Annotated in this window: 26 protein-coding genes; 6 read left to right on the top strand and 20 right to left on the bottom strand. The window is 71.2% G+C overall.

Annotated elements, in window-relative coordinates; genetic code table 11:
- Positions 1–79: 79 nt before the first annotated feature.
- Together ACEY2A_RS01730 and ACEY2A_RS01725 are read right to left on the bottom strand one after the other, a co-directional pair.
- Positions 80–778: an ion channel gene (locus tag ACEY2A_RS01730; protein WP_374929162.1), complete on the bottom strand. Its 699-nt coding sequence runs from the start codon at positions 776–778 to the stop codon at positions 80–82.
- Positions 778–3,981, bottom strand: coding sequence for a DNA translocase FtsK 4TM domain-containing protein (locus ACEY2A_RS01725; protein WP_374929161.1), 3,204 nt, complete (start codon positions 3,979–3,981; stop codon positions 778–780). Before ACEY2A_RS01725 ends, ACEY2A_RS01730 begins: the two co-directional genes overlap by 1 nt.
- A gap of 130 nt (positions 3,982–4,111) precedes the next feature.
- Here ACEY2A_RS01725 and ACEY2A_RS01720 point away from each other — a divergent pair, with 130 nt between their 5' ends.
- Both ACEY2A_RS01720 and ACEY2A_RS01715 read left to right on the top strand, forming a co-directional pair.
- Entirely contained in the window at positions 4,112–4,846 is a 735-nt protein-coding gene (locus ACEY2A_RS01720; protein ID WP_374929160.1) for a hypothetical protein, read from the top strand.
- A complete protein-coding gene (locus ACEY2A_RS01715; RefSeq protein ID WP_374929159.1) occupies positions 4,843–5,214 on the top strand; it encodes a hypothetical protein in 372 nt (123 codons plus the stop codon). The genes ACEY2A_RS01720 and ACEY2A_RS01715 overlap by 4 nt, the downstream gene beginning before the upstream one ends.
- Positions 5,215–5,346: 132 nt before the next feature.
- Here the strand turns inward: ACEY2A_RS01715 and ACEY2A_RS01710 are convergent, their stop codons facing one another.
- The 3 genes from ACEY2A_RS01710 to ACEY2A_RS01700 form a co-directional block, all read right to left on the bottom strand.
- Entirely contained in the window at positions 5,347–6,186 is an 840-nt protein-coding gene (locus tag ACEY2A_RS01710; RefSeq protein WP_374929158.1) for a peptidoglycan-binding protein, read from the bottom strand.
- 186 nt (positions 6,187–6,372) lie between these two features.
- Positions 6,373–6,675 carry a hypothetical protein gene (locus tag ACEY2A_RS01705; protein WP_374929157.1) on the bottom strand — a complete coding sequence of 101 codons (303 nt, stop codon included), beginning with the start codon at positions 6,673–6,675 and terminating at the stop codon, positions 6,373–6,375.
- 2 nt (positions 6,676–6,677) lie between these two features.
- The gene (locus ACEY2A_RS01700) at positions 6,678–8,348 is read right to left on the bottom strand and encodes a 3-hydroxyacyl-CoA dehydrogenase family protein (protein WP_374929156.1); all 1,671 of its coding nucleotides are present in this window, start codon (positions 8,346–8,348) and stop codon (positions 6,678–6,680) included.
- A gap of 74 nt (positions 8,349–8,422) precedes the next feature.
- Between ACEY2A_RS01700 and nucS the strand changes: the two genes are divergently transcribed.
- Both nucS and ACEY2A_RS01690 read left to right on the top strand, forming a co-directional pair.
- Positions 8,423–9,118 (top strand): endonuclease NucS, encoded by a 696-nt coding sequence (gene nucS / locus ACEY2A_RS01695; protein WP_374929155.1) that lies wholly within the window; start codon positions 8,423–8,425, stop codon positions 9,116–9,118.
- A gap of 93 nt (positions 9,119–9,211) precedes the next feature.
- On the top strand, positions 9,212–9,862 hold the full coding sequence (locus ACEY2A_RS01690; RefSeq protein ID WP_374929154.1) for a cob(I)yrinic acid a,c-diamide adenosyltransferase: 651 nt from the start codon (positions 9,212–9,214) through the stop codon (positions 9,860–9,862).
- A 24-nt stretch (positions 9,863–9,886) separates the two neighbouring features.
- Here ACEY2A_RS01690 and ACEY2A_RS01685 read toward each other — a convergent pair whose 3' ends face one another.
- The 3 genes from ACEY2A_RS01685 to ACEY2A_RS01675 all read right to left on the bottom strand — a co-directional run bounded on the left by ACEY2A_RS01685 (position 9,887) and on the right by ACEY2A_RS01675 (position 11,994).
- Positions 9,887–10,330, bottom strand: coding sequence for a hypothetical protein (locus ACEY2A_RS01685; RefSeq protein WP_374929153.1), 444 nt, complete (start codon positions 10,328–10,330; stop codon positions 9,887–9,889).
- A gap of 4 nt (positions 10,331–10,334) precedes the next feature.
- Positions 10,335–10,604, bottom strand: coding sequence for a F0F1 ATP synthase subunit epsilon (locus tag ACEY2A_RS01680; protein ID WP_374929152.1), 270 nt, complete (start codon positions 10,602–10,604; stop codon positions 10,335–10,337).
- Between the two features lie 64 nt (positions 10,605–10,668).
- Positions 10,669–11,994 carry a uracil-xanthine permease family protein gene (locus ACEY2A_RS01675; RefSeq protein WP_374929151.1) on the bottom strand — a complete coding sequence of 442 codons (1,326 nt, stop codon included), beginning with the start codon at positions 11,992–11,994 and terminating at the stop codon, positions 10,669–10,671.
- A 79-nt stretch (positions 11,995–12,073) separates the two neighbouring features.
- Between ACEY2A_RS01675 and ACEY2A_RS01670 the strand changes: the two genes are divergently transcribed.
- Positions 12,074–12,781: a 2OG-Fe(II) oxygenase gene (locus ACEY2A_RS01670; RefSeq protein WP_374929150.1), complete on the top strand. Its 708-nt coding sequence runs from the start codon at positions 12,074–12,076 to the stop codon at positions 12,779–12,781.
- Positions 12,782–12,917: 136 nt separating this feature from the next.
- Here the strand turns inward: ACEY2A_RS01670 and atpD are convergent, their stop codons facing one another.
- The 12 genes from atpD to ACEY2A_RS01610 form a co-directional block, all read right to left on the bottom strand.
- Positions 12,918–14,381, bottom strand: coding sequence for a F0F1 ATP synthase subunit beta (gene atpD, locus ACEY2A_RS01665; RefSeq protein ID WP_374929149.1), 1,464 nt, complete (start codon positions 14,379–14,381; stop codon positions 12,918–12,920).
- A 34-nt stretch (positions 14,382–14,415) separates the two neighbouring features.
- Positions 14,416–15,348, bottom strand: coding sequence for a F0F1 ATP synthase subunit gamma (locus tag ACEY2A_RS01660; RefSeq protein WP_374929148.1), 933 nt, complete (start codon positions 15,346–15,348; stop codon positions 14,416–14,418).
- Between the two features lie 162 nt (positions 15,349–15,510).
- Complete coding sequence (gene atpA, locus ACEY2A_RS01655) at positions 15,511–17,160, bottom strand: F0F1 ATP synthase subunit alpha (protein WP_374929147.1); 1,650 nt, start codon at positions 17,158–17,160, stop codon at positions 15,511–15,513.
- Positions 17,161–17,236: 76 nt separating this feature from the next.
- On the bottom strand, positions 17,237–18,052 hold the full coding sequence (locus ACEY2A_RS01650; RefSeq protein ID WP_374929146.1) for a F0F1 ATP synthase subunit delta: 816 nt from the start codon (positions 18,050–18,052) through the stop codon (positions 17,237–17,239).
- Positions 18,052–18,621 (bottom strand): F0F1 ATP synthase subunit B, encoded by a 570-nt coding sequence (locus ACEY2A_RS01645; protein WP_374929145.1) that lies wholly within the window; start codon positions 18,619–18,621, stop codon positions 18,052–18,054. Before ACEY2A_RS01645 ends, ACEY2A_RS01650 begins: the two co-directional genes overlap by 1 nt.
- A gap of 70 nt (positions 18,622–18,691) precedes the next feature.
- Positions 18,692–18,904, bottom strand: coding sequence for an ATP synthase F0 subunit C (locus ACEY2A_RS01640; RefSeq protein WP_101849022.1), 213 nt, complete (start codon positions 18,902–18,904; stop codon positions 18,692–18,694).
- A gap of 136 nt (positions 18,905–19,040) precedes the next feature.
- The gene (atpB, locus tag ACEY2A_RS01635) at positions 19,041–19,826 is read right to left on the bottom strand and encodes a F0F1 ATP synthase subunit A (RefSeq protein WP_374929144.1); all 786 of its coding nucleotides are present in this window, start codon (positions 19,824–19,826) and stop codon (positions 19,041–19,043) included.
- Between the two features lie 164 nt (positions 19,827–19,990).
- A complete protein-coding gene (locus tag ACEY2A_RS01630; protein WP_374929143.1) occupies positions 19,991–20,254 on the bottom strand; it encodes a hypothetical protein in 264 nt (87 codons plus the stop codon).
- Complete coding sequence (locus tag ACEY2A_RS01625; RefSeq protein WP_374929142.1) at positions 20,247–20,648, bottom strand: hypothetical protein; 402 nt, start codon at positions 20,646–20,648, stop codon at positions 20,247–20,249. The genes ACEY2A_RS01630 and ACEY2A_RS01625 overlap by 8 nt, the downstream gene beginning before the upstream one ends.
- Complete coding sequence (locus ACEY2A_RS01620; RefSeq protein ID WP_374929141.1) at positions 20,645–21,751, bottom strand: MraY family glycosyltransferase; 1,107 nt, start codon at positions 21,749–21,751, stop codon at positions 20,645–20,647. Before ACEY2A_RS01620 ends, ACEY2A_RS01625 begins: the two co-directional genes overlap by 4 nt.
- A 69-nt stretch (positions 21,752–21,820) precedes the next feature.
- Positions 21,821–23,098 carry a serine hydroxymethyltransferase gene (gene glyA, locus ACEY2A_RS01615; RefSeq protein WP_374929140.1) on the bottom strand — a complete coding sequence of 426 codons (1,278 nt, stop codon included), beginning with the start codon at positions 23,096–23,098 and terminating at the stop codon, positions 21,821–21,823.
- Positions 23,091–24,392: an L-threonylcarbamoyladenylate synthase gene (locus ACEY2A_RS01610; RefSeq protein ID WP_374929139.1), complete on the bottom strand. Its 1,302-nt coding sequence runs from the start codon at positions 24,390–24,392 to the stop codon at positions 23,091–23,093. The genes glyA and ACEY2A_RS01610 overlap by 8 nt, the downstream gene beginning before the upstream one ends.
- A 108-nt stretch (positions 24,393–24,500) precedes the next feature.
- Between ACEY2A_RS01610 and ACEY2A_RS01605 the strand changes: the two genes are divergently transcribed.
- Entirely contained in the window at positions 24,501–25,202 is a 702-nt protein-coding gene (locus ACEY2A_RS01605) for a pentapeptide repeat-containing protein (RefSeq protein ID WP_374929138.1), read from the top strand.

Below are 25,202 nucleotides of genomic sequence, written 5' to 3'. Positions count from 1 at the left end.
TGGAATGGTCGGCGGGCCGGCTGGGCGGGTCGGCTGTGGGTGTGCGGGCTGGCTGCGGGTGTGCTGGCCCGCGGCTGGCTCAGCGGCCGCGGAACTTGGCCAGGGTGAGACCCAGGAGGCGAGCCACCACCAGGGCCACGTAGTTCATGCCCGCAAGCTCCTCGAGGATGATGAACGAGCGCGCATGGTTGCCGGCCGGGGCGATGTCTGACAGTCCCGTACCGGTCATGGTGGTGGCCGAGAGGAAGATCAGCTCGAACCAGCTGAGAGCCTCGCCGTGGGGGGCACTGAATGATCCCGGCCAGATCGCCTGCACCGCACCGTAGGTGTACGCAAAGGCCCACACGGCCACGGTGAAGGTGGCCCCCGTGGCCCAGAGCTCGTCACTGGTCACCCAGTTGTCGGCGAACATGTACACCAGCAGGGCGAACACCACGTAGAAGTAGAAGATCGCGTGGAAGACCATCGAGGCCAGGTACACCGCCCCGTTGTCCGGAGCGATCACCTCCCACACGGTCAGCACAGCAGCGGGGCCACCCACCAGCACACCCACCCAGGTGAGCATCGGTGTGCGCCGCACTGCCCGCAGCGCGAGCACCAGCACCAGCAGCCCCAACAGCGCCAGAGCCAGTCGCCCCGGCCCGGAGGCCGTTGTGAACGGGTAGGCGATGATGCTCAGCAGCTGCACCACCAGCAGCACCGCAGAGGGGTTGCTGGCGATGCCCCGCCGTGCCTTCACGTGCCACGGCGTCGGCGGACGCACCGTGTTGCGGTACATCAGCGTCCCGTCAGCTGCCAGGCGTCTTCGTCATCGTCCTCGTCATCCGACGAGACCGCGTGCTCCCCGACGTCCACCCCGGCGTAACGGTCACGCATGCCCCGCACCGAGCCGTCGGCAGCGGCACCGCTCCCCCGGGCGGGCCCACCCTCGGGCTGAGCGGACTCGTCGTAGCCAGCAGCGTCGTCATAGCCAGCGTCGTCGTACGCATCGTCGGCGGCGTCCACGGCCGGGTCAGCAGCGCCCGAGGCACCATCAGCCACACCACCGGCACCAGCACCACCGGCACCACCGGCACCGCCGGCACCTGCGCCGTCGCCACCACCATCCGCCGGGGCCTCACGGTCCTCTTCCGGCTCCTGCCCCTTGAGGCGCGCCAGCGTGGCCGGCAGGTCCTCCGGACGCACCAGCACGTCACGCGCCTTGGATCCCTCGGACGGCCCCACGATCTCGCGGGACTCCATGAGGTCCATCAGACGCCCCGCCTTGGCGAACCCGACCCGGAGCTTGCGCTGCAACATCGAGGTCGAGCCGAACTGGGTGTTCACCACCAGCTCGGTGGCCTGCAGCAGCACGTCGAGGTCATCACCGATGTCCTCGTCGATCTCCTTGCTGGGCGCCGCCTGCTGCACGTCCTCGCGGTAGTTCGGCGACAGCTGGCCCTTGACGTGGGCCACGACGTCCTCGATCTCGGACTCGTTCACCCAGGCACCCTGGACACGCAGGGTGCGGCTCGCCCCCATCGGGAGGAACAGGGCGTCACCCTGGCCGATGAGCTTCTCGGCACCCGGCTGGTCGAGCACCACCCGGGAGTCGGCCAGCGACGAGGTCGCGAACGCCATCCGGCTGGGCACGTTGGCCTTGATGAGGCCCGTCACCACGTCCACCGACGGACGCTGCGTGGCGAGCACCAGGTGGATGCCGGCCGCACGCGCCAGCTGCGTGATGCGGACGACCGACTCCTCCACGTCGCGCGGGGCCACCATCATCAGGTCGGCGAGCTCGTCCACCACCACCAGCAGGTAGGGGTAGGGCTGCAGGTCACGCTGCGAACCCTCCGGCACCTTCACCTTGCCCGAGCGGACGGCCTTGTTGAACTCGTCGATGTGCTTGTAGCCGTAGTTCGCGAGGTCGTCGTAGCGCTGGTCCATCTCACGCACCACCCACTGCAGGGCCTCGGCGGCCTTCTTGGGGCTGGTGATGATGGGCGTGATGAGGTGCGGGATCCCCTCGTAGGCGGTGAGCTCCACCCGCTTGGGGTCCACGAGCACCATCCGCACCTCCTCCGGCGTCGCGCGCACCAGGATGGAGGTGATCATGGAGTTCACGAAGCTGGACTTACCGGAGCCCGTGGCACCGGCCACCAGCAGGTGCGGCATCTTCGCCAGGTTGGCGATGACGTAACCGCCCTCCACGTCCTTGCCCACACCCATCACCATCGGGTGGGTGTGGTTGCGCGCCTTGTCGCTGCGCAGGACGTCACCCAGGGAGACGTTCTCGCGGTCGGTGTTCGGGATCTCGATGCCGATGGCGGACTTGCCGGGGATGGGCGAGAGGATCCGCACCTCGGCCGAGGCGACGGCGTAGGAGATGTTCTTGCTCAGCGCGGTGATGCGCTCCACCTTCACGCCGGGGCCGAGCTCGATCTCGTAGCGCGTCACCGTGGGGCCACGGGTGAACCCGGACACCACGGCGTCGACGTTGAACTCCTCGAAGGTGTTCGTCAGGGCCGCCACGACCGCGTCGTTGGCCGCCGAGCGCTCCTTGTGCGGAGTGCCCGGCTTGAGCATGGCCGTGTCGGGCAGCGTGTAGGTGACGTCGCCGGAGAGAGCCAGCTGCTCCACCCGCTGCGGCAGCTGGGTGGTGGGCGGCGGCACGGGGTCGCTGTCGCCCTGCGGGGTCGGCTTCGCCCCCGGCCTGGCGCCGGGGCGGGCCCCCGGGCGCGCGCCGGGACGCGGGACCGGCTTGCCGCTGGCCGCGGCGTCGGCGCCGTCTGCCCCCTCCACACCGTCCGCGGGGTCCGACCCGTCGCCGGACTGCACCGGGAGCGAACGAGTCGGCGCACGCCCGGCCTCGGGCTGCCCCTCCACGTCGGCCTTGCGGGTGCGACGGGCGGTGCGCACGGGGCGGCGCGAGGAGTCGTCCACCTCGGCGGCCTGGTCGAACGGGACGGTCTCGTCGTCCACCACCTCGCGGCGGCGCCGGCGGGACCGGGTGGGCGCCTCGTCGTCCTCGTCGGACCGCTGACGGCGGGGCAGGCCACGGGAGTCCCGCTCCACGTCCGGGTCGTCCAACCGGTGGCCGGTGTGGAACAACCGGTCGCCCAGGTCGGCGAGGCGCTCCGGGATGCGGTGCACGGGCGTGGCCGTGAGCACCAGCAGCGCGAAGAGTGCCAGCAGCGCCAGCACCACCACGGCCCCGATGCCGGTGAGACCCACCCGCAGCGGGTTGGCGATGAGGTAGCCCAGCATGCCGCCACCGGCCCGCACCTGCGCGAGGCCGTTGGTGGCGTCGGGGAAGCCCTGGACGGCGTGGGTGAGGCCACAGGCGGCGAACACGGCGGCGATGGAGCCCACCATCAGGCGGGCGTTGTCGGCCGAGTCGGCGGGGCGCCGCATCATGTGCACGCCCGCCCAGGCGAGCAGCAGGGGCACGGCCATGGCCACCAGGCCGAAGGTGCCGGCGGCCACCGCGTGGATGGCGCCCCCCATCGCCCCGGACAGACCCCACCACTCGCGCAGGGCGACGATGACGGCGAGCGCCAGCAGGAGGAAGGCCACCCCGTCGCGGGCGTGGTCACGCTCCAGACCGCGCGCGGAGCCGCCCACGCTGCGGACGGCGCCCCCGACCATGCCGGTCACGCCGTTCCACAGACCGGTCACCGCACGGCCGAGGAGGCCGGTTCCTCCGCCGGCGCCACTCGCCCCGCCGCGGCCGGTCGAGCCTCGCGTGGTGCCCCCCCGGTTGCTGCCGCCCCGGGCACCGGCCGCCCGTGCGCCGGAGCCCTTGGCCCCGGACGCCTTGGCCGAGGAGGCGCGAGAGCCGGACGCCCGTCCCCCGGCCGCCTTCGTGCTGGCGGCAGGGCGCGTCCTGGTTCCGGCCGCCCCCATGCGGCTCTCCGTCTGGGCAGAGCGCTTGGACCCACCGGAGCGCGAGGCCTTGCGGGGGGTCTGGGAGGTGCGACGGGTGCGGGAATCTGCCACGGCCCCACCCTAGGCCGCACCGCCGACAGCGCCGCCCACCCACGCCGCGAGATCGCCTGTCCGCCCGGTGAGACGCACCACCACCCACCCCACTCCCGTCCCGTGGGTGAAGGGAGTACCCTTGATCACCATGAATGAAGGCAGGACGCTGAAGCATTCGATGCGGGGGCGCCGGTTCGTCGTGACCGCTGACCAACAGTCCTCCCGCCACCGGGCCGACGCGGTGCCCGGGATGCTGGGCGTCCTCTCCGACCTGCCGGGAGCCCCCACCGCCGACGGCGGGCTGGCCTTCGACCGTGCGGCTGGCGACGAGATCCAGGGCCTGGTGACCTCCGGGGCGGCGGTCGTGGAGGTGGTGCAGGCCCTGCTCCGCACCGGCGGGTGGCGCATCGGCATCGGGCTCGGCCCGGTGGAGGAGCCCCTGGCACCGTCCGTGCGCGAGGCCCGCGGACCGGCCTTCATCGCCGCGCGACGGGCCGTGGAGCGCAGCCACCGCTGCCCGCAGCCGGTGGCCGTGGACGCCAACGCCGGGGTGGACACCGCGGTGGACGCCCCGGGCTCCTCCGCCCTGCGCGGGGCCGAGACGGCCCTGTGGCTGTGGGCAGCGGTGCTGGCGCGACGGACCGATGAGGGGTGGGAGGTCGCCGAGCTCATGGAGCAGGCGTCCACCCAGAAGGACGTGGCTGCCACGCTCGGTGTCTCCGCAAGCGCGGTCAGCCAGCGCCTCCGCACCGCCGGGTGGGTGGAGTCCCAGCGGGGCGCCGAGCTGGTGGCCACGCTGCTGGAGGCCGCCGCGGACGACTGTGCCACGCTGGGCGGCGCGGCCCCAGCCGGCGGTGCGACCGACGATCAGGAGACCGCATGAACTGGTGGGACCCGCAGGTGATCCCCGTGGTGCTGCTCTGTGGGGCGGTGGCCGCCTTCCTGGGCAGTCCGGTGGTGCTCTGGTTCCTCTCGCACGTGGAGTCCCCGGACCCGGACGGCATCGAGCTCCCCGGCGGCCGGTGGATCGGTCTGCTGGAGCGGATCGGCGCCTTCGCCGCCGTGCTGGCCGGTTCGGCCCCGGCACTGGCGCTGGTGGTGGCCGTGAAGGGCCTGGGTCGCTATCCCGAGCTGCGCACGGCCAAGAGCAGTGCCGTGTCCGAGCGCTTCATCATCGGCACGTTCGCCAGCATCCTGTGGGCGTGCGCCTGGGCCGGTGCCGCGCGGCTGCTGATCCACCTGCTCGCCTGAGGCCGCCGCCAGACACGTCCCGAAACACCCCGCCCCACCGGGCCAGCGGCCCACCCACGGCACGCACAGGGGCGGGGCACCGCCGCATGCGATGCCCCGCCCCTGCTGCGCTGTGGTCAGCGCGGTCAGTCCTCAGATGGTGCTGCGCACGTCCGTGAGCCCCAGCTCCACCACGTGCTGCGGCGCCGCGGAGGTGCCCGCACCGAACTGGCCGCTCAGCGGGTCCTGGTTGGGGCCGGTGCCGTAGACCGTGATGTCGCGGTCCCAGCGGATGGCGCCGGTGGCGATCATGTGGTCCATGGCCTTCACCGAGAGGCGGCAGCAGCCGTGGCTGTCCGGGTACGGCGGGATGAACGTGGAGCCGTGCACGGCGTAGCCACCGGGGGCGAAGAAGAACGGACGCCACATGCGGCCCAGCTGACCGACGCGCCACCCCTTGTCCTCGTTCCACATGCTGCGCCAGGTACCGCGCGGCGTCTTGGCGTGCGGGTACCACTTCTTGTTGTACCAGTAGCCCTTGCCGTTGCCGGTGGAGGTGTTGTGCACCTGCTGGATCTTCCCGTCCACCACGTAGAAGAGCAGCTGGCGGTCCAGGTCCACCTCGATGTACTTGCCCTTGGTGGTCTTCACCGGGATGTTCGGCTGGCGGATGGCGGCAAGCCAGGTCTTCTGGCCGACGACGCCGTCGGGCTTGAGCCCGTAGGCCTTCTGCACCGCCCACACGACCTGCTCGGTCTGCGCACCGTAGACGCCGTCCGGCGTGCCCGGCCAGAAGCCGGCACTGCGGACCTTGCGCTGGAAGTACAGCACGTCGTCGTTGCGGTCCCCCTTGCGGAGCGTCCGGCGGTTCACGCGGTACGCAGCGGATGCGCTCGGGGCCATCGCGAGACCCGCGGCGCCCGCAGCGGCCAGGGCCGCGCTGCTGGTGACAGCCTGACGACGGGTGATGATGGGAAGCGAGCTGTCGGACATGGTCCTCTCCTTCGTGTGCGACCGGGCCACCGCTCCGGTCAGCGATGATCCCCTCCCCCGGGGATTTCCCAGGATGTCCGGCCGGTGGTTCCACCATAGGGGGAACGGCCCCCCACCGGTAGGGCACCCGGGGCCTTGTGCACGGACTGTGCTCGATCTGTGATGCGGCCGGCGGGCGTGGGGCCCTCAGCCCATCTCCCAGCACCTGGTGTGCCAGTGCCGGCGCTCCTCCACCCCGAGCATGCCGTCGTTCGGCCACACCACGTAGTGACCCGAGGAGGAGGGCACCTCGTGGTGGCACCCGGGGCAGCGGTAGTGGCGATGCTCGGCATTGCCGCGCAGGGTGCGCACCACGAACTCGCGGCCACCGCGCCACTCGATCCGATCGGGTGTGTGGACCAGCCCACCACCCACCGGGCCGCGCGAGACCGCCGACTGGCGGGCCCGGGCACTCCCCCGGGCCCCGCCACGGCGACGCGCCTTGCCCATGCTCAGGCGCCGAAGGGCAGGTCCAGCACCGCGTGGTCCACGAGGCTGGCCGCCGGCGCCAGACCCGGCTCCTGGGTGGCCCCGAAGAGCTCGGACTGCACGTCGAGCACGTGGTCGGCCCCCAGGTGGTCGATCAGGGCGAACGGCCCCATCGGGTAGCCGCAGCCGTGGACCATGGCGGTGTCGATGTCCTCGGAGCTGGCGTAGCCGGACTGCGCCATGAGCACCGCCTCGTTCAGGAAGGGCACCAGCAGCCACTCGACCACCAGGCCGGGCTGGTCGCGCACCACCACGGGCGTCAGCCCCGCCGTGGTCGCCAGGGCGCGCACCGTGGCCTCCACCTCGGGTGCGGTGGTCGTGATGCGGCCGAGCTCGATGAGGCGCCCGTACGGGGTCTCCTCGTGGAGCACCGCCCGCAGCGAGGCCATGTGACGGCCGCTGGTGACCGCGAGGTCCACGGTGGAGTCCGCCGTCAGCGAGACGATGATGGCGTCGGGCTCCAGCACGCGACCCAGCTCCAGGAAGAGCGCGTCGAGCTCCACCAGGGCAGCGTCGGCCTCGACCTCGGACTCGTCGAGCTCGTCCCAGTCCACCTCGTTCGGCTCCACGATCTCGGCGGCCTCCACCACCACCTGCGCGCGGGAGAGCCCGGAGAGGTCGTCCCCGGCCTCCTCGATGCGGAGCACCTCCAGCCCCGCTCCGGTGAAGGCCTCGGCGAGCTCGTCGGCCGCCCCGCCTGCACCGATCACACCCACCACGGACACCTCACGGGCCGCGGCCGGTGCGCCGGTGGTCTCCGCAGCAGCCGCCTTGGCCTCCTGCGAGTAGGCGTGGAAGCCGGCGCCGCTCTTGCGGCCCAGCAGGCCGGCCTCGACCATCGTGGCCAGCTCGTAGGAGGGCGCGTGCATGGCCTTGTGGGTCAGGGAGTGGATCACGCCACCGATGCCGTTGCAGACGTCCAGGCCCACCATGTCCATGAGGGTGAGCGGCCCCATCGGCAGGCCGGCCCCCACGTGCATGGCGGTGTCGAGGTCCTCCGCGCTCACCGCACCGTCGAAGTACAGCTGCCCGGAGCGGTTCATGTAGCCGTGGAGCAGGTGGTTGGCCACGAAGCCGGCCCGGTCGGCCACGACCACCGGCTCCTTGCCCAGGCGCGAGGCGAGCTCCTGCACGGCCTGGACCGCATCGGCGTCGGTCGTGGGGGTGTGGATGACCTCCACCAGCCGCTGCACGGGGGCGGGGTTGAAGAAGTGCATCCCCACCACGCGGTCCCGGCGCTGCGTGCCGGCCGCGATCTCGGTGACCGACAGGCTCGAGGTGTTCGTGGCCAGGATGGCCTCGGGCTTCGTGGCGGCGTCGAGCCTGCCGAAGATGTCGTGCTTGATCTCCATCTTCTCCGGCACGGCCTCGACCACCAGGTCCACGTCGGCCAGGTCGGACAGCTCGGTGGTGAAGGTCACCGCATCGAGGATCTTCTGGCGACCCGCCTCGTCCAGCTTGCCCTTCTCGAGGGCCCGCCCGGTGGACTTCTCCAGCAGGCCGCGGCCACGCTCGGCCAGCTCGGGGGTCATCTCCACCCCCACCACCTGCAGGCCCCCGCGTGCGAAGACCTCCACGATCCCGGCACCCATGGTGCCCAGGCCGACAACTCCCACCGATGCGATCTGCGTCATGCCCCCACTCTCCCATCCCCCGCACGCCGTCCGCACGGTCCCCGCGACCGCCGCCCTCGCATAGGGTGCAGCCCGTGCGACTCGTGATTGCCCGCTGCCAGGTCGACTACACCGGTGCCCTGACCGCCCACCTGCCCCTGGCCACCCGCCTGCTGGTGGTGAAGGCCGACGGCTCGGTGCTGGTGCACTCCGACGGCGGCTCCTACAAGCCCCTGAACTGGATGAGCCCGCCGTGCGTGCTGGTGGAGTCCGAGCCCAGCGAGGAGCAGTCCGATGCGGGCGTGCAGCGGGTCTGGACCGTCACCCACACCAAGTCCGGTGACCAGCTGGTGATCGAGATCCATGAGCTGCTGGAGGAGCTGCAGCGCGATCTCGGCGTGGACCCGGGACTGGTCAAGGACGGCGTGGAGGCCCAGCTGCAGGCCCTCCTGGCCGAGCACGTCACGACCCTCGGCGAGGGCTGGAGCCTGGTGCGGCGGGAGTGGATGACCGCGATCGGCCCCGTGGACCTGCTCTGCAAGGACGACCACGGACGCACCGTCGCGGTGGAGATCAAGCGCCGCGGCGGCATCGATGGGGTGGAGCAGCTCACGCGCTACCTGGAGCTGCTGAACCGCGACCCGCACCTGGCGCCCGTGCAGGGCGTGTTCGCCGCGCAGGTGATTCGGCCGCAGGCCCGCACGCTGGCCGAGGACCGGGGCATCCGCTGCGTGACGCTGGACTACGACGCCCTGCGGGGGCTGGACGACGCCGAGGGCAAGCTGTTCTAGGCTCCACCGGCGGTGGGCCGCCCCGGCCGCCGGCTGGCGGGCGCGGCCGGCGGGCCCCGCTGGACACGACGACCCGCGTGACAGGCTGGGCCCATGGTCAACCTCACGCGCATCTACACCCGCACCGGCGACGACGGCACGACCGGCCTGGGCGACTTCGGCCGCACCACCAAGGATGACCCGCGCCTGGTCGCCTACGCGGACACCGATGAGGCCAACGCGGCCCTGGGCGTGGCGATGCTGCACGCGCTGGAGCGCGAGGACATCGCCGAGGTGGTGCGCCGCATCCAGAACGAGCTGTTCGACGTGGGCGCGGACCTCTCGCTGCCGCTGCGGGCGAGCTACGAGTACGAGCCGCTGCGGGTCACCCAGGAGTGGATCGACGATCTCGAGGCCGACTGCGACCGCTTCAACGAGGACCTGCCCACGCTCCGCAGCTTCATCCTGCCCGGGGGTGGCGCGCTCTCGGCCCACCTGCACGTGGCGCGCACGGTGGCCCGACGCGCGGAGCGGGCGGCCTGGACGGCGGTGGCGGTCCACGGCACGGACCCCGCCGAGGAGGGCGCAGAGAAGGGAACCGGTGGCGTGTCGGTGCTGCCCGGCAAGTACCTCAACCGGCTCTCGGACCTGCTGTTCATCCTGGCCCGCAGCGCCGCCGGGGCAGAGGGTGACGTGCTGTGGCAGCCGGGCGGTGGCCGCACGGAGCAGCCGGAGCGCCGGCGGGGGTCGCGCGGCGGCGAGTGAACGGGTGGGCGAGCGCCGCCGGGGTCAGAGCCCCAGCGACACCGAGTGACCGGGCGGCAGCGTCTCCTGCCAGGCCCGCAGCGCGCGGCCGTCACCGGAGGAGAGCGCCACCTCCAGGGTGTTCTCCGCCCCCGCCCCCGGGCCTCGCTCCCCGTGCCCCACCAGACGCACCCAGCGTCCGCCGGGGGCCGGCGCGGTCTCATCGAGCCACTCCATCTCCAGGGAGGTGCGCCGCAGGGTCAGGAAGGGCGTGGTGCCGGCCCCCCACAGGGAGTGGAACTCCAGGGCGCGCGGCCCCATCCGCAGGATCGCCGGGCGCGAGTCGTCCCCCCGTCGGACCACGCACACGGCCGTCGAGTGCCCACCGGAGATGCGGATGCGCCGCCACCAGCTGAAGAGGAGCCAGCCCACGAGGGCCAGCACCAGGACGCCGAGGACGACCTCGGCGACGATGAGGGGTTCGGGCACAGGGTCAGGCCGTGAGGGCGCCCGCGTCGACCTTCTCGGCCACCACGGTCACACGGTCGCTGTCCACGGACAGGAAACCGGTGTCGATGGTGACCTCCTGCTTGCCCGATGCGGCGTGGATGCCCACGGTGCCGGACACCAGGGCGCCCAGCAGCGGGGTGTGGCCCGGCATGATGCCGAGCTCGCCGTCGGTGGTGCGGGCCGTCACCATGGTGGCCTCGCCGCTCCACACCTGTCGGTCTGCGGCAACGAGGTCAACAGTCAGGTGGCTCACCGGGTACTCCTGGAGGGTCGGGGGTGGTGGGGTCACATACTACGCGGCTCGGCGGCGTGGGGCGTCAGCCGGCAGCGCGCTCCCGGGGCGTCGCGTCCACCGGCATCGGCGCCAGGGGGTCGGGCGTGGCACCGGTGAGGTCGTTCAGCCAGCGCATCAGGTGGAAGACACCCAGCGCGGCTGCGGTCCCCAGCGCGATGCCGGCGAAGGTCACGTCCCCGAAGACCCAGGTGAAGTCTGCGATGCCGATGATCAGCGCCACCCCGGCGGTCGTCAGGTTGATGGGGTGGGAGAAGTCCACCCGGTTCTCCAACCAGATGCGCACGCCCAGCACGCCGATCATGCCGTAGAGCACCGTGGACACCCCACCCAGCACGCCCGCCGGGATGGTCGCGATGAGGGCGCCCACCTTGGGAGAGAGGCTCAGCACCAGCGCCGCCACGCCCGCCACCAGGTAGGCCGCCGTGGAGTACACCTTGGTGGCAGCCATGACGCCGATGTTCTCCGCATAGGTGGTGGTACCCGAGCCACCGCCCGAGCCGGCCAGCGTGGTGGCCAGGCCGTCGGCCATCAGGGCGCGCCCCATCATCGGGTCCAGGTCCTGCCCCGTCATGGAGGCCACGGACTTCACGTGGCCGACGTTCTCGGCCACCAGCACCACCACCACGGGCACGAACAGCGCGAGCACGGCGACGTCGAAGGTGGGGGCGGTGAACTGCGGCAGGCCCACCCAGTCGGCCTCCCGGGCACCGTTGAGGTCCACCTCGCCGCGGGCAGCCGCCACCGCGTAACCCGCCGCCACGCCGATGAGGATGGACAGGCGCCCCAGCAGCCCCCGCAGGGCCACGGTGGCCAGCACGACGGCCACCAGCGTCAGCAGCGCCGTCACCGGGGCCTTCATGAAGTTGTCCTTGGCGGCCGGCGCCAGGTTCAGTCCGATGAGGGCGACGATGGCGCCGGTGACCAGCGGCGGCATGAGGCGGGAGATCCACTGGTGTCCGGCGAGGTGCACCACCAGGCCGATCACCACCAGTGCCGCCCCGGTGAGCACCACGCCTCCCAGCGCACCGGCCTGCCCGTGGGCGGCCGTGGCGGCACCGAGGGGGGCGATGAACGCGAAGGACGAGCCCAGGTAGCTGGGGATGCGGCCGGCGGTGACCACCAGGAAGAGCAGCGTGCCCAGACCGGAGAAGAACAGGGTGGTGGACGGCGGGAAGCCGGTGAGCAGCGGCACCAGGAAGGTGGCACCGAACATCGCGACCACGTGCTGCGCACCGATGCCCGCGGTGCGCCCCCAGGTCAGACGCTCACGCGGGTGCACCACGGCGCCCGGGGCGATGGTGCGTCCGTCGCCGTGCAGGCGCCAGAAACCGGGCTGGGTCTGGGACATGGGGGCTCCTGGGTGGGGCTGACGGGGGCTGACGGGGGCTGGACGCACGGTCGCGGCGGCCTGGTGCCACGATGGCCTCATGTCGACCACTGACGCCACGCCCGCCGCAGGTTACCCGGACTTCATCGAGGTCTACCCGAACGCGCTCTCGCTGGAGACCTGCCGCGCCATCCGCGAGGCCTTCGAGGCCAGCAGCGCCCAGGCCCCGGGGAGCACCGGGGGTGGGGTCAACCCGGACCTCAAGAAGTCCGTGGACGTCTACATCTCCGACCGGCCGGAGTGGCGCGAGCTCGAGGCCGAGCTGGTGACGGCGGCCAGCCGGTGCCTGGTCCAGTACGTGCGCACCTACCCGCACGTGCTCATCGCGCCGATGGTGTTCCAGCACCAGACGCCGGACGGCACCACCACCCGCATCACCGAGGAGCACGTGCGGGACATGTCCGATGCGGACATCATCGCCATGGCGGGCACCGCCCTGCGCCCCGGCGGCATCAACGTGCAGCGGTACACCGCGGACTCCGGCGGATACCCCTACTGGCACTGCGAGACCATGCCGCGCGACGCCAGCCACGAGACGCTTCACCGCCACTGCCTGTGGACCGTCTACCTCAACGACGACTTCGACGAGGGTGGCACCGAGTTCCTCTACCAGGACCGGCTGGTGGAGCCCCGCACCGGATCACTGCTCATCGCCCCGGCGGCGTTCACCCACACCCACCGGGGCAACATGCCGCGCGGCGCGGACAAGTACATCGCCACCAGCTGGTTCCTGTTCCACCGCAAGTGAGCGGGGCGCCTCCCCCATCGGGCTCGATGGGGGAGGCGCCCCATCGAGCCCCATCGAATACGACGGAGCCCGCCACCCCCGAGGGGTGACGGGCTCCGTCGGTGCCACGCGGCTCAGCCGGCGCGGCGTGGGGTGCTCAGCCGTTCTTCTCCAGCTCGTGCGCCTGACGCTCGACGTCCTCGAGGCCACCACACATGAAGAAGGCCTGCTCCGGCACGTGGTCGTACTCACCGTCGGCGATCTTGGTGAACGCCTCGATGGTCTCCGACAGCGGCACGGTGGAACCCTCGATGCCGGTGAACTGCTTGGCAACGTAGGTGTTCTGCGACAGGAAGCGCTGGATGCGACGGGCACGGTTGACGAGGATCTTGTCCTCCTCGGACAGCTCGTCGATACCCAGGATCGCGATGATGTCCTGCAGCTCCTTGTACTTCTGCAGGATGGACTTCACGCGCGCCGCGGTCTCGTAGTGGTCCTTGGCGATGTAGCGCGGGTCCAGGATGCGGCTGGTGGAGGTCAGCGGGTCCACGGCCGGGTAGATACCCATGGACGCGATCGGGCGGGAGAGCTCGGTCGTGGCGTCCAGGTGGGCGAAGGTCGTGGCCGGGGCCGGGTCGGTGTAGTCGTCAGCCGGCACGTAGATGGCCTGCATCGACGTGATCGAGTGACCGCGGGTCGAGGTGATGCGCTCCTGGAGCACACCCATCTCGTCGGCCAGGGTCGGCTGGTAACCCACGGCGGAGGGCATGCGGCCCAGCAGCGTGGAGACCTCGGAACCGGCCTGCGTGAAGCGGAAGATGTTGTCGATGAAGAGCAGCACGTCCTGCTTCTGCACGTCACGGAAGTACTCCGCCATCGTCAGCGCGGACAGGGCCACGCGCAGGCGGGTGCCCGGCGGCTCGTCCATCTGGCCGAAGACCAGGGCGGTCTGGCCGAGGACGCCGGCCTCCTCCATCTCCACCATGAGGTCGTTGCCCTCACGGGTGCGCTCGCCCACACCGGCGAACACCGACACTCCACCGTGGTCGCGGGCCACACGGGCGATCATCTCCTGGATGAGCACCGTCTTGCCCACACCGGCGCCGCCGAACAGGCCGATCTTTCCACCCTGCACGTAGGGGGTCAGCAGGTCGATGACCTTGATGCCGGTCTCGAACATCTGGGTCTTGGACTCCAGCTTGTCGAAGTCCGGGGCCGGGCGGTGGATGCCCCAGCGCTCGTTGACCTCGAGGGTCTGGCCCTCCTCCAGGTTCAGGCAGTCACCGGTGGCGTTGAAGACCTTGCCCAGAGTGACGTCACCGACCGGCACGCTGATGGGGCCGCCGGTGTCGCGCACCTCGGCACCGCGGACCAGACCGTCGGTGGGCTGCAGCGAGATGGCGCGAACCAGGTTGTCACCGATGTTCTGGGCGACCTCGAGGTTCAGCGTCTTGGACTCCCCCGCCAGGTCGACGTCGACCTTCAGGAGGTTGTAGATGGCCGGCACGGCGTCCGGCGGGAACTCGACGTCGACGACCGGCCCGATGATCCGAGCCAGACGTCCGACGCCGCCGGCCTGCTGGGTGTCGGAGGCGCGCTCCGCGGCGATGGTGGCGTTCATGTGATCCGTTTCCTTCTTGTCCGTCACTGCTCGGTCACTTGGCGTCGGCGAGGGCGGCGGAGCCACCCACGATTTCGCTGATTTCCTGCGTGATGTCGGCCTGACGCGCCTGGTTGGCCAGTCGCGTGTAGTCCTTGATGAGGTCCTCGGCGTTGTCGGTCGCGGACTTCATCGCTCGCTGCCGGGCCGCCAGCTCGGAGGCGGCGGACTGCAGCAACATGTTGTAGATGCGCGAGGAGACGTACTGCGGCAGCAGGGCGTCCAGCACCTCGTCCGCGCTGGGCTCGAAGTCGTACTCCGGCGTCAGGGAGTCCGCACCCGTGGCCGGGGCCTGCCCCTGGCCGGCCTGCTCGACCTCGTCGGCCTCCACGACCTCCAGCGGGAGGAGGCGTGCGGCCGTGACCTCCTGGGTCACCATGTTGACGAAGCGCGTGTAGACCACGTGCACCTCATCGACACCGCCCTCCTCGGTGGGGGTCAGGAAGGCCTCGATGATCGCGTCGGAGATCTCCCGCGCGGCCTCGACGGTCGGGGCGTCGGAGAAACCCGCCCAGTTCTTGACCCAGTCCCGGTTGCGGAAGCGGTAGTAGCCCTCGGACTTGCGGCCCACCAGGTACGGCGCGACCTCCAGCCCCTCCTCGTCCCGCAGCTGCTCGGTGAGGCGGTCGGCGAACTTCATCGGCGCCGACGGGTAGGCACCCGCCAGGCCGCGGTCGGAGGAGATCACCACGACGGCCGCCCGGGTGCGCTGCTCGCGCTCGGTGGTGAGCGGGTGGTCCTCGTTCGAGTTCGTCGCGACGGCCGAGACGGCCTTGGTCAGGGCCCGCGCGTACGGCGAGGTCTCCTCGACCCGCGCGCGCGCCTTGATCACACGCGAGGCAGCGATGAGCTCCATCGCCTTGGTGATCTTCTTGGTCGCCTTGACGGACTTGATGCGTTGGCGGTACTCCCGCTGCCCCGCTGCCATGTCGTTCCGCCTTCCGGTGGTGGTCAGTGCACGTTCTCATCAGTCCCGCCGTGGCGGGTGGCCGCGTCCTGCGCGGCCGCGCCCGATCAGCTCGGGCGGGTCACCCCTCATCGGGGCGGTGCCGGTGGTGCCGGGGAGGGGGTGACCCTCCCCGGCGTCCACTCAGCGCTTGGCCTTGACGATCCGCTCCTGGTTGACGTCGCCGTCCTCCAGCTCGGGGGTGTTCTCGTCAGCCTCGTCGGAGCCCGGACGGATGCCGGCACCCTCGGAGGGGGCGAACTGCTTCTTGAAGGCCTGCATGGAGCTCTCGAGCTCGGCCTCGCCCTCGTCGGAGAGCTTGCCGCTCTCGACGATGGAGGAGAACAGACCGGAGTGCTCGCGGCGCAGGAAGTCCAGGTACTCCGCCTCGAAGCGGCGCACGTCCACCACCGGCACGTCGTCCAGGTGACCGTTGGTACCGGCCCAGACGACCGCCACCTGCTCCTCGACGTTCATCGGCGAGGACTGCGGCTGCTTGAGCAGCTCGACCATGCGCTCACCACGGGCCAGCTGGGCCTTGGAGGCGGCGTCCAGGTCGGAGGCGAACATGGCGAAGGCCTCCATCTCGCGGTACTGCGCCAGGTCGGTACGCAGACGACCGGAGACCGACTTCATGGCCTTGATCTGGGCGGCACCACCGACTCGGGACACCGACACACCCACGTTGATGGCGGGGCGGACACCCGAGTTGAAGAGGTCGGACTCCAGGAAGATCTGGCCGTCGGTGATCGAGATGACGTTCGTCGGGATGTAGGCCGAGATGTCACCGGCCTTGGTCTCGATGATCGGCAGACCGGTCATGGAGCCGGCACCCATCTCGTCGCTCAGCTTGGCGCAACGCTCCAGCAGGCGGCTGTGCAGGTAGAACACGTCACCCGGGTAGGCCTCACGGCCCGGCGGGCGGCGCAGCAGCAGCGACACGGCGCGGTAGGCCTCGGCCTGCTTGCTCAGGTCGTCGAAGACGATCAGCACGTGCTTGCCGTCGTACATCCAGTGCTGGCCCAGGGCCGAGCCGGTGTACGGGGCGAGGTACTTGAAGCCGGCCGCGTCGGAGGCCGGGGCCGCGACGATGGTCGTGTACTCCAGGGCGCCGTTCTCCTCCAGGGTGCGACGCACCTCGGCGATGGTGGAGCCCTTCTGGCCGATCGCCACGTAGATGCAGCGCACCTGCTGGTTGGCGTCGCCGGACTCCCAGTTGCGGCGCTGGTTCAGGATGGTGTCCACCGCGACCGTGGTCTTGCCGGTCTGGCGGTCACCGATGATCAGCTGGCGCTGGCCACGGCCGATCGGCACCATCGAGTCCACGGCCTTGATGCCGGTCTGCATCGGCTCGTGCACCGACTTGCGCTCGACCACGCTGGGGGCCTGCAGCTCGAGCGCGCGACGCTCGGCGGACTGGATCTCGCCCAGGCCGTCGATCGGCTCGCCCAGCGGGTTCACCACGCGGCCGAGGAAGTTGTCGCCCACGGGGACGGACAGGACCTCACCGGTGCGGTGGACCTCCATGCCCTCCTCGATGCCGGCGAAGTCGCCCAGGACGACCACACCGATCTCGTGCACGTCCAGGTTCAGGGCCAGGCCCAGGGTCCCGTCGGCGAACTTCAGCAGCTCGTTCGTCATCGCGGAGGGCAGGCCCTCCACGTGGGCGATGCCGTCACCGGCGTCGCTCACACGGCCCACCTCCTGGCTGGCGGCAGCCTGGGGCTCGTACGACTGGACGAACGAGTCCAGCGCGTCCCGGATCTCCTCGGGACGGATCGACAGCTCCGTCATGATCTCTCCTTGGTGGGCCGCTCGTGGGCCCGGGTCAGTGTCTCGGCCGATGTCTGGGGGGTGCGGGTGGGGACGCTCAGTCGCGTCCGGCCATCCCGTCGCGGGCCTCGGCCAGGCGGCGCGAGACGGTGCCATCGATCACGTCGTCCGCGATCTCGATGCGGACGCCACCGACGACGTCCGGGTCGATGACGGTGTTCAACGTGATGTCACGGCCGTACTGCTGGGCAAGGGCGTTGCGCAGGCGCTCGGCCTGCTCGTCGCTCAGCTCCACCGCGGTGTGGGCCACGGCGGTGAGGCGCTGGGCGCGGGCCGCGGCGATCTCGCGGTAGGCCCGCAGGGCCAGGTCGAAGCGCAGCGACTTGGCACCGGCGACCGACTGGCGCACGAGGCGCAGGGTCTCGGGTGCCACCTTCGAGCCGAGGAGCTTCTCCACCAGGTCGGCCTTCGCCGACCGCTCCACCCGACGGTCGGTCAGCGTGGACCGCAGGTCGGCGTGGTCGGTGAACTGCTGCTCCACGGCGAACAGCTCGTCGGTGACGCGCTGCCCGTTGCCGGACCGCTCTGCGGAGTCGAGGACGGCCTCGACACCCAGGCGGATGATCGCCTCCCCGAGGTCGCCCTCGGTGCGCCAGCGCTGGCCGGCTGCGGCGTGGACGACGGTGCGGGTGGGCTCCGACGCGGACGCGAACACCTTGGCCGCCAGGCCTGCCCGGTCCTCGCCCTCACGGGTGGGGTCGGTCAGCGCCCGCCGCAGCTGTCCACTGTCGCCCAGCACCTCGGCCACGCCGAAGAGCTGGTCGGCCAGGTCCATGCCCGCGGCACCGGAGCCGAGCTGCTGCTCGAGCACCTCGCGGGTGCTGGTGTACGCACCGATCGAAGTCCCCTGCATCAGCGGGCCTTCGTGGTGGTGGTCGCGGAACCGGACTCGAGCTCGCTCAGGAAGCGGTCGACCAGGCCCTTCTGGCGGGTCTCGTCGGTCAGCGACTCACCGACGATGCGGCCGGCCAGGTCGGTCGACAGACGGCCGACCTCACCGCGCAGCTGGACCTGGGCCTGCTGGCGCTCCGAAGCGATCTGCTTCTGGGCGGTCTCCAGGACCCGGGCGGCCTCGGCGTCAGCCTGCTGACGCTTCTCCGCACGGATGGCGTCGCCCTCCTCGCGGGCCTTCTCACGGATGGCGTTCGCCTCCGCGCGGGCCTCGGAGAGCTGCGACTCGTACTTCTGCTGGGCAGCCTTCGCGTCGGCCTCGGCCTGCTCGGCACGGGCCATGCCACCCTCGATGGCGTCGCGGCGCTCGGCGTAGGCCTTCTCCATGGCCGGCACGAAGAACTTGCTGGCCACGTAGTAGACGATGCCGATGGCGATGAGACCGAAGATGAGCTCAGGCAGGTACGGGATGAGCGCATCCATGCCGGAACGTCCGGCGGCGTCCGCAGCCAGCACACTCAGGTTGTGCACGGTGTCTCCTTCAACGGATTCGACAGGGGGTGTGGACCGCCGGGGCGGCCCACGTGGTGACGCGGATCCGTCAGATGGGGAGGATGAAGGTCAGCACGAAGCCCAGGATGGCCAGCGCCTCGGCGATGGCCATACCGAGGATGGCGATCGGCTGCAGGAGCGAGCGGGACTCGGGCTGACGGGCCACACCGTTGATGTAGGCGGCGAAGATCAGGCCGACGGCGATGGCCGGGCCGATGGTGGCGAGACCGTAACCGACGAGGTTCAGCGAGCCTGCTTCCATGGTGTTCCTCTTTCTGTGTGTCCCGTGTGGTCGTTCCACGCGGGGCGGGGTTTCAGTGGGTGGTGCTGTTCAGTTGTACGTCGTGAAGTCTGTGGACGGGCGGGCCCGTCGGGATGACGCGGGGGCGTCAGGCGGCTCAGTGGTCCTCGGAGAGCGAGGCACCGATGTAGCTGGCCGACAGCAGCGTGAACACGTAGGCCTGCAGACCCTGGATCAGGATCTCGAAGAAGGTCATGAGCAGACCCATGATCCACGAGCCGGCGCCGGCGATGGCCAGCAGCGGGCCGGAGTTCACGAGGAACCAGCCACCCATGATGAAGAGCACCAGGGCCATGTGGCCGGCCAGCATGTTGCCGAAGAGTCGCAGCGCCAGGGTCAGCGGCTGGGTGATGGTCTTGGAGACGAACTCCAGCAGGAAGACCAGCGGGACGATGATCTTGGGCAGCCCGGAGGGGACGAAGGTCTTGAGGTAGCCCACGAAGCCGTGCTTGCGGATGCCGACCACGTGGTAGACGACGTAGACGATCAGCGTGAGGACCACCGGGAAGGCCATGGACGCCATGGTCGGCATCTGGACCGGCGGGATGACACCCATCAGGTTGTTCACCAGGATGAAGATGAACAGCGAGAAGAGCAGCGGCACGAACGGCTTGAACTTGTCGCCACCGATGAGGTCACGGGCGATGCCGTTGCGCACGAAGTCGTAGATGCCCTCCGTGACGAACATGCCCTTGCTCGGAACGACCGAGGCGCGCTTGGCAGCCCAGAGCATCCAGGCACACAGGCCCGCGGTGACGAGCAGGGCCACCAGCATCTGCCGGGTGAAGGCGTAGCCGCCCACCTCGAACAGGGGGAGCCAGAAGTCGTTGGTGCTCGGCGAGTGGAAATCGACGTCCGCCAACAAGGCCGGTGCGTGGCTCACGTGTTACTCCTCCACGGGGGTCAGGGGTCCCGACCCCGATCTCGTGCGCCGATGCACGGGGTCAGACGGCGTCGAAGCAGCGATTTCCCAACTCCCACCGGGCTCGGAAACCCCTCGCGGGGAGCCACCTGCAGGCAGGGCGAACCAACGATGCTTCGTCGTTGTCAGGCGTCACCATACCTGAGGATGAGCGTGTACAAGGACAGGCCCGCCCCGGAGAGGATGCAGACCGGCATCAGCCAGTCCCATCCGGTGGCCCACACCAGGAGCCAGCCGATGCCCGCGAAGACCAGGATGCTGGTCAGCAGCGTGGCGAGCACGGCCATGCCGAGGTCGGCGCCTCGGCTGCTGCCGCCGCGCCAGGCCTCCCTCTCCCACGGGTCGTCGGGCTCGTCGTCCCCCACCCACGGGCCCTTGTACTCAGCCACGTGGGTGCTCCTCCACGACCATCGCGTGCCGGCCCGCCACGTAGCCCTGCACCACCCCGGCCTGCCACGCGATGACGGCGATGCCGCCCACCAGCGCGAACACGAAGCCGTCGGGCCACGGCACCAGGAAGACCGCCGCAGCGAAGATGCCGACCTGCAGAAAGAAGACCAGCAGCGCCATCGGCACCACCAGGGCCGGCGCGCCGTCCAGGATGGTGCGCACCATGACCAGTCCCCCGGTGAGCACCACCATCGTCACCAGGCACACCCCGGCGGCGGTGACGGCGCCCTCCGGGCCGCGGGTCCACAGCGCGATGGGCACCGAGACGGCCAGCACCAGCAGGGACGCCAACGGGCCACGCGCCAGCATCAGGCGCCACGGGGAACGGTTCACGGGAGTCCTCCGGTCGGGGTCGCGCGGCGGGGCACCACCCAGGTGACGAGCGAGGCCAGCACCACCAGCGAGAGCAGCAGGACCAGGGCGGCCCACTCGGGCACGTAGTTGAAGGCCAGCACTCCCCCGGCCACGGCCCCGGCCCACAGGTACATGGTCAGCACCGCCGAGCGGTGGGAGTGCCCCAGGCGCAGCAGCTGGTGGTGCAGGTGGCGGGCGTCGGCGTCCCACGGCTTCTGTCCGGCCCGGGTGCGCCGCACCACCGCCAGCACCATGTCCACCAGGGGCACTGCGATCACCGCCACCGGCAGCGCCAGGGGCAGCACCACGGCCGCCGTCTGCGAGGCCCCGCCCACGGCGGCCGGGTCCACGGTGCCGGTCAACGAGATGGTGGCCGCGGCCATGAGCAGTCCCAGCAGCAGCGACCCCGCATCGCCCATGAACAGACGCGAGGGGTGGAAGTTGTGCGGCAGGAATCCCGCGCAGATGCCCACCAGCACGGCGGTGATGAAGGTGGCCGTGGAGAACACGTTGGGCGGGTCGTAGGTGTGGGAGAGCTCGTAGCTCCACACGAAGAAGGCGGCCGAGGCGATGCCCACCATGCCCGCGGCCAGCCCGTCCAGACCGTCCACGAAGTTCACCGCGTTCATGGTGGCCACCACCAGCAGGATGGTGAGCGCCAGCGAGACCGGCCCGGGCAGGATCGTGTAGCCCTGGATGGGCAGGCTCACCAGCGTGACGCCGTATGCGGCCAGCACCGTCGCCGCGGCCAGCTGCCCGCCGAGCTTCAGCGCCCAGTGCAGGTCCCAGCGGTCGTCGGCGGCGCCCAGCAGGCTCACCAGCAGCGCCGCCCAGAGCACCCCCTGGATCTGTGTGTCGCCGAAGATCTGGCTCAGGTACGGCAGGCGCGCCGCCATCAGCGTCGCAGCCAGCAGGCCCGCCAGCATCGCCAGCCCGCCCAAGCGGGGCTTGGGCATCACGTGCACGTCGCGCCCCCGCACCGGGGTGATCGCCCCCGCCCGGATGGCGAACCACCGCACCAACGGCGTGATGGCGAAGGTCGCGGCCCCGGCCATGAGCATGATGAGGAGGTATTCACGCATCGGTGAACACCTCCTGGGATCGGGCAGGGGTCAGCGGCCGCCGCAGCACCTGCGGCGGCCGCTGGTCCCTCAGCGCTTGTATGCGGGGAACTGGGCGGTCAGCTGGTCGACCTGGGCGCGGATCTCGCGGGAGACGGCCGCGTCGCGGTCGGCGTCACCCTCGGTGACGGCCTTGGCGATGAGGTCGGCGATGGTCTGCATCTGCTCGACCCCCATGCCCTGGGTGGTCACCGCAGGGGTGCCCACGCGGACGCCCGAGGCCAGCATCGGCGGTGCCGGGTCGAACGGGATGGTGTTCTTGTTGAGCACCAGGCCGGCGGCGTCGCAGCGGGCCTCGGCGTCCTTGCCCGAGACCCCCAGGCCCTGCAGGTCGTGCAGCGACAGGTGGGTGTCGGTACCACCAGAGATCGGTCGCAGCCCGTGCTCACCCAGCGCGCCCGCGAGCTTCTTGGAGTTCTCCACCACGGCGGCGGCGTACTCCTTGTAGGCGGGCTGCATGCACTCGTGGAAGTTCACGGCCTTGGCGGCGACGGCATGCATGAGGGGGCCACCCTGCATCATCGGGAAGACAGCCTTGTCGATCTTGCTGGCGTGCTCCTCCTTGCACACGATCGCGCCGCCGCGGGGGCCGCGCAGCACCTTGTGCGTGGTGAAGGAGACGACGTCGGCGTGCGGCACCGGCGAGGGGATGACGCCACCGGCCACCAGACCGATGAAGTGCGCGGCGTCCACCCAGAAGATGGCGCCCACCTCGTCGGCGATGGCGCGGAAGCGCTCGAAGTCGATGAGGCGGGGGATGGCCGAGCCGCCCGCGAGGATGATCTTGGGGCGGTGCTCCTTGGCCAGGCGCTCCACCTCGTCGTAGTCGATGTGCTCGGTCTCGGCGTCCACCCCGTAGTGCACGGCGTTGAACCACTTGCCGGAGAAGCTCACCTTGAACCCGTGGGTGAGGTGGCCACCGTGGTCCAGGCTCATGGCCAGGATGGTGTCGCCGGGCTTGGCGAACGCGCCGTAGACGGCCTGGTTGGCCGAGGCGCCCGAGTGGGGCTGCACGTTGGCGTGGTCGGCGCCGAAGAGCTCCTTGGCGCGGGCGATGGCCAGGTTCTCGGCCTTGTCCACCTCGGAGCAGCCACCGTAGTAGCGCTTGCCCGCGTAGCCCTCGGCGTACTTGTTGGAGAGCGTGGACCCCAGGGCCGTCAGGACGGCGGGGCTGGTCTGGTTCTCGCTGGCGATGAGCTGGATGCCGGTGCGCTGGCGCTCGAGCTCCGAGAGCAGGATCGCGGCGATCTGGGGGTCCTGCTGCTCCAGCATGCCGTAGTCCGGCCCGAAGAAGGGGGTCTCACTCATCGTCTGCTCCTGTCGTCGTTGACGGGTGGGTGGGTGCGGTGTCGTCCGCCCCCGGGGCGCCGTGGGCGCGGCCACCGTGCAGCCTACGCGCAGGGGTGTCCTGCACCTCGTGGCCGGCCGTGTCCACGCCCACCACGTCGAACTCCTGGTCCACCGGCACCGCGACGGTGCGCAGCGTGGAGGCCGTGGGCTCGTGCAGCTGGGCCACCCCGTCGTCGTCGACGGCGGACGCCGCGCCGCCGGCCGGGCCCTCTCCCGCACCCTGGTCGCTGGCCCACAGGCTCGTGGCGCCCCGGGAGGGGCTCGCACCGGCACCGGTGGGGCGATCTGGGTGAGCACCCCCATCGGGGGCGAGGTCACCCCCATCGGGGGCGACGTCACCCCCATCGGCCCCGCGCTCGCGCTGCTCCAGCTGGGCGAGCCACGCCTCCTGCTCGGCCTCCTCGCGGCGGCCGGCCTCCTCGTCCTCGTCGTCGATGAGGGGGACGTCGCCCGGGCCGCCCACGGGCGCCTCGCTGGTGGGGCCACCGGCCATCGGGCCACCCTCACCGGCGGGGGCTGCCGTGGTGGGACGACCGGCGGCCTTGAGCTCCTTCTCCAGGGCCTCGCGGTCGGCGGCGGGCTCGGACTCGGCCGGCGAGAGGCGGAGGTGCACGTCGGGGCCGAGCACCTCCTCCAGGCGCTCCACCGACAGGGCGCCGAGGCGCAGGATGACGGGGCTGGGGCGGGTGCAGTCCAGGATCGTGGAGGGGCGGTTGCCCGGGGTGGGACCGCCGTCCAGGTAGACCTCCACGGCCGAGCCGAGCTGGGTGGCGGCCTCGAGCACCGTGGTGGCGGCGGGCTGCCCGGTGACGTTGGCGCTGGTGACGGCGAGGGGGCCGGTGCGGGTCAGCAGGCGCAGCGCCAGGTCGTGGTCCGGCATGCGCAGGGCCACGGTGCCGTTGGTCTCGCCGAGGTCCCACTGCAGGGAGGCCTGGGCCTGCACCACCACGGTGAGCGGACCGGGCCACAGCTCGCGGATGAGGCCCTTCACGTAGGGCTGCAGGGAGGTCGCCAGGCCGTCCACCGTGCGCACCGAGGGCACCAGGACCGGCGGCGGCATGGCGGCGGTGCGCTGCTTGGCGGCCAGCACGTTCGGCACGCCCTCGGGGTGGAAGGGGTCGGCGGCCACGCCGTAGACGGTGTCGGTGGGCATCACGATGACGCGTCCCTCGCCGAGCGCCTCGGTCGCGGCGTCGAACGCCTCGTCACGCTGCTCGTCCGTGGGGTCGGTGCAGTCGAACACCGGGCTCATGCCTGTCCTCCTGTGTGGGCTCGGGGCAGTCTTTCACGCGCCGAGGGTGCTGGCCGCGCCTCGCCCGGGGCGATGGGGTGAGCCCCGCCCGGGTGCGAGGATCGGCCCATGACCCCCGAGCCCCGCGAGAGCACGCCCGACCCACGCTGGACCGACCGGGTGCTCGGCGAGGCCGAGGTGCGCGAGGCCGCCCTGGACTCCGCCCACCTGGTGCGCTGCACCCTGGAGGAGCTCGACCTGCGCGGCACCGAGCTCTCGGGCACCACCTTCGAGGACTGCACGGCCACCGGCAGCCGGTTCGACCGCGCCACGGCCGACGGCATCACCATCACCGGCGGCACCTGGGCCGGCACCCGCTGGGAGGGCGCCGACCTGTGCGACGCCCGGTTCGATGCGGTGGACCTCACCAACGCCGTGGCCGACAACGCCCTGCTCACCGGGGCCACCTTCTCCGGCTGCCGCCTCAGCGGGGCCAGCCTGCGCGAGACGCGGGGCATGGGCTTCACCCTGGCCGGGGGGACGGCGTTCGCCATCGACCTGACCGGGGCCGGCCTGTCCGGCAACGCCTTCGACGGCACCCGGCTGACCGATGCGGTGCTCCGCGGCACCGACCTGCGCGGCGCCACCTTCGACGGGTGCGACCTGCTGGGCGTGGACATCGAGCGCGCCGACCTGGCCGGTGCGGACCTCCGCGCTGCGGGGCTGCCGGAGGACCTGCCGCTCACGGCCCTGAGTGGCGCTGTGCTGACGCCGGGGCAGCTCGCCCGGTTGGCCGCGGCCCAGTGGGGCGTGGTCGTCGCCGAGGCCTGA

Origin of the sequence: Kytococcus sedentarius (genome assembly GCF_041937525.1) — a bacterium.
Classification (GTDB): domain Bacteria; phylum Actinomycetota; class Actinomycetes; order Actinomycetales; family Dermatophilaceae; genus Kytococcus; species Kytococcus sedentarius_A.
Note: the sequence above shows the minus strand (reverse complement) of the source record. Positions and strands in the feature narration are given on the sequence as shown.